Raw genomic sequence first — 4,283 nt, forward strand, 5'->3', positions numbered from 1 at the left:
TCCTGCATGGAGACGCGATTAGATCACAGACGATCTGCCTGTTCAAATTTCATTAACAAAGTGCGATCCCGCCCTGTGCATTGCCCGACCCGGGCTAACACAACGAGGATAAACCGATGAAACTCAAAATGGCTCCTACCCTGATTGCACTGGCGCTGGCCGCCGCAGGCACCACAGCCCAGGCTGCCGATGACTGGTACACCGGTATCGGTGCTGGCTGGGCATATGCCCACAATCTGGATGATTTTGGCAAAGACACCGATAAAGATGCCACCGCACTGAGCATGTTCGGCGGTTACAACTTCAACGACTACTACTCAGCCGAACTGGGCTACCTCTACGCCGGTAAAGCGGGCGTTGACGGTGCCGATTTCAAAACCCAGGGTGCAACCCTCTCCGGTATCGCCCGTCTGCCGCTGGGCGACATCTTCTCGGTGTTTGCTGAAGGTGGTGCCTACTTCAATCACGTCAACGGCAATGGCAACAGCGACAACGGCACCGCGCCGCTAGCCGGTCTGGGGCTGACTGCCAAGATCTCCGACCTTATTGATGTGCAAGCCCGCTACCGCTACCTGTGGAGTCTGGGTGACGAGCAGAAAACCTGGGAGAGCGACATGAGCGTCGCCACCCTGGAGCTGGTGATGCACCCGAACCGCACCTCCTATGTAGCCCCGGTGGCAGCTCCTGCCCCTGAGCCGGTTCCCGAGCCGGTACTGGTCGACAAGAACTTTGCCCTGAGCTCTGACGTGCTGTTTGCCTTTGGCAAATCCACCCTCAAGCCAGAAGGTGTCGCAGCGCTCAACACCCTGTATCAGCAGATCGTTGACGTTCAGCCAAAAGATGGCAGCGCCGTGGTCGTCGGTTACACCGACCGTATCGGCTCTGATGCCTACAACCAGAAACTCTCCGAAGCGCGCGCCCGTACCGTGGCCGACTTCCTGGTTGGCAAGGGTCTGCCAGCTGGCAAGGTTGCCATCGAAGGTCGCGGTGAAGCCAATCCGGTCACTGGCACCCAGTGCAACAGCGTCAAGGGCAAGGCTCAGCTGATCTCCTGCCTGGCACCGGATCGCCGCGTCGAAGTGCGCGTCACCGGCGTGCAGCAAGTCACACAGTAATCCTGCAGTCCGACATAACAAGGAGGCCACCTGGCCTCCTTTTTTTGGCTCTTTTGTAACTCACCGCAGACCACCTTCCTCCCTCCCGCATCGTTTCAGTGACATGGGTTCACTTATTGCCACTATCCATACCTCCCGGGTGGTTAAAAACAGCCCGTCACCTATAAATAAGTGTGGGGTTTTACTAACAAAAATCCCCACTACACCAAACATCGACGAGGATACGCGATGAACATAAGAGTAAAACCTGTGTGGATTGCACTGGCATTGGCGAGCACAGGCGCACAAGCGGTACCGGTTCACGACTGGTATGCCGGGGTCGGCGGTGGCTGGGCCATTGCGCACGATTTAAATGACTTCAGTCAGGATGTCAGCAAGGATGCGACTGCGCTCTCCCTGTTTGGCGGCTACAACTTCACGGAAAATCTGGGAGCCGAGATTGGCTATCTCTCCACCGGAGACTGGGATATCAGCGGCCATGACTTCAACAGCAAGGGGGCAACCCTGTCAGTGATTGGCCGCTTGCCGCTCAGCGAGATGTTCTCGGTGTTTGCCGAGGGCGGTGGCTATATCTATCACGTCGAATCAGTCAACGGCGGGGACGACAACCTGGCACCGCTGGCAGGCTTGGGCCTGACGGCGCGGCTCCATGACTGGGTCGATCTGCAGGCGCGCTACCGCTACATAGTGCGCGTTGGCGATGATCCGGATAACGGCAAAGCCAACAGCGGTACCCAGCGCTGGGTCAGCGACGTCAGCACCGCCACCCTGGAGCTGGTGATCCACCCGAACCGCAGCCAACCTGCCGAGCCCGCCCCCACCCCAGCTCCGGTCGTGGTTCCGCCACCCGTTGAACCCGAGGTGGTGGATCAGACCTTCAACCTCAGTTCCGACGTGTTGTTCGCCTTTGGCAAGGCCGATCTCAAACCGGAAGGGATGAGCGCGCTGGACGCTCTCTACCAGCAGATCGTCGATGTACAGCCCAAGGATGGCAGTGCGGTCGTGATGGGGTATACCGACCGTATCGGCTCGGATGCCAACAATCAGGCGCTGTCCGAGGCGCGGGCAAAAACAGTCGCCGACTTCCTGATCGGCAAGGGGCTGCCCGCCGACAAGGTGAGCATTCAGGGCAATGGCGAGAGCAACCCGGTCACCGGCAACCAGTGTGATGCCATCAAGGCCAAAGCCGCGCTGATCGACTGCCTTGGACCTGATCGCCGGGTAGAGGTCAGGGTCACTGGCACTCAGGGGGCCCCCGAGGCCCCTGCCGCGCAGCCAGCCGAACAATAAACGAAGAGAGCAGCCAGACGTGTGAGAGGGGCTCTGTGCAAGGTGCACAAAAAAGGGATGCCGAGGCATCCCTTTTGCTTTGCCTCTTCCCGCAGAAATCAGAACGAGGTGCGGCGGTAGCGGCGATACTCCGGATGCCAGAAGTTGGCGTCGATGGCCTGATCGATCACCTCGTCCGGGGTCTGCACCGCCTTGCCCTGCAGCATGGCGGTCTTGGCCACCATCTTGGCGATGTAGCGGGAGACCTGATGGATATCCGCCAGATCCGGCAGCAGCGAGCCCTCCTCCCCTTTCACCAGCGGCGAACACTCCGCCAACGCGCGACTGGCCGACATCAGCATGGCGTCGGTTACCCGGGTGGCGCCGGAGGCGATGACGCCAAGGCCGATCCCCGGGAAGATGAAGGAGTTGTTGCACTGGGCGATGACGTAGCGCTTGCCCTTGTGCTCCACCGGTGCAAACGGACTGCCGGTTGCCACCAGCGCCTGACCGTCGGTCCAGCGGATGAGGTCTGCCGGCGTCGCCTCGACCCGGGAGGTGGGGTTGGAGAGCGGGAAGATGATGGGACGGGCACAGTGCTTGTGCATGGTCTTGACCACCTCTTCGGTGAACAGCCCCGGCTGACCGGAGACCCCGATCAGGATGTCCGGGCGACCGTGCTCCATCACCTCCAGCAGGGAGATATTATCCCCCACCGGCCAATCTTTGATCCGCTCCACCGGCTGGGAGAGACGGCGCTGGAAGTCGAGCTGGTTGGGGATCTTGTCGGTGATAAGACCGAAACGGTCCACCATAAAGACCCGACCACGAGCCTGGGCATCCGTCAGCCCTTCGGCCTTCATCTGCGCCACGATCTGCTCGGCAATGCCGCAGCCCGCGCTGCCCGCGCCGAGGAAGGCAACCCGCTTCTCGGAGAGCTTGGCACCGGAGGCCTTGCAGGCGGCAATCAGGCTGCCCAGTGTCACCGCCGCAGTGCCCTGAATATCGTCGTTGAAGCAGCAGAGCTCGTTCTTGTAGCGGTTGAGCAGCGGCATGGCGTTGTTCTGGGCGAAATCTTCGAACTGCAGCAGGATATCGGGCCAGCGGCGCTTGACCGCCTGAATGAAGGCATCGACAAACTCCGCATACTCTTCACCGGAGATGCGCGGATTGCGCCACCCCATATAGAAGGGGTCGTTCAGCAGCTGCTGGTTGTTGGTGCCGACATCCAGTACCACCGGCAGGCAGTAGGCGGGCGAGATGCCGCCACAGGCGGTATAGAGCGACAGCTTACCGATGGGGATACCCATGCCGCCAATCCCCTGATCGCCCAGACCCAGGATCCGCTCGCCATCGGTCACCACGATCACCTTGACGTTCTGCTTGGTGGCGTTTTGCAACATGTCATCGATCCTGTCCTTGTCCGGATAGGAGATAAACAGGCCACGGGCACGGCGATAGATGTTGGAGAACTCTTCACACGCCTTGCCCACCGTCGGGGTATAGATGACCGGCAGCATCTCGGTCAGGTGGTTGTGCAGCAGACGGTAGAACAGTGTCTCGTTGGTATCCTGGATGTTGCGCAGATAGATGTGCTTGTCCATGTCGTTGCCAAACGCCATGAACTGGCGATAGGCGCGCTCGGCCTGCTCTTCGATGGTCTCGATATTCTGGGGCAGCAAGCCTTCGAGGTTGAAGTTGCTGCGCTCTTCGCTGGTGAAGGCGCTGCCCTTGTTGAGCAAGGGGGTCTCCAGCAGGGCGGGACCGGCGTACGGAATGTAGAGGGGACGTTTCTGGTTATTATCTTCAAACATGGATCTTGCAGGGCAAGATCGCGAACGTTTTTTAAGCAGGGCACGAGGATTTGACCGACCGAACAGGGTGTGATCTTATACTCTC

Annotated in this window: 3 protein-coding genes; 2 read left to right on the top strand and 1 reads right to left on the bottom strand. The window is 59.8% G+C overall.

All coding sequences use genetic code 11. From position 1 onward, the window contains the following. Window positions 1–116 precede the first annotated feature (116 nt). Complete coding sequence (gene ompA, locus OKC40_RS21845) at window positions 117–1,115, top strand: porin OmpA (protein ID WP_201932544.1); 999 nt, start codon at window positions 117–119, stop codon at window positions 1,113–1,115. Between the two features lie 228 nt (window positions 1,116–1,343). Beyond that, window positions 1,344–2,405 (top strand): OmpA family protein, encoded by a 1,062-nt coding sequence (locus OKC40_RS21850; RefSeq protein ID WP_042658028.1) that lies wholly within the window; start codon window positions 1,344–1,346, stop codon window positions 2,403–2,405. Between the two features lie 98 nt (window positions 2,406–2,503). On the opposite strand, the gene OKC40_RS21855 is transcribed toward OKC40_RS21850, so the two are convergent. Next, window positions 2,504–4,198 (bottom strand): NAD-dependent malic enzyme, encoded by a 1,695-nt coding sequence (locus tag OKC40_RS21855; RefSeq protein ID WP_201932546.1) that lies wholly within the window; start codon window positions 4,196–4,198, stop codon window positions 2,504–2,506. Window positions 4,199–4,283: the final 85 nt, after the last annotated feature.

Source organism: Aeromonas sp. QDB11 (genome assembly GCF_027705265.1).
GTDB lineage: Bacteria > Pseudomonadota > Gammaproteobacteria > Enterobacterales > Aeromonadaceae > Aeromonas > Aeromonas allosaccharophila.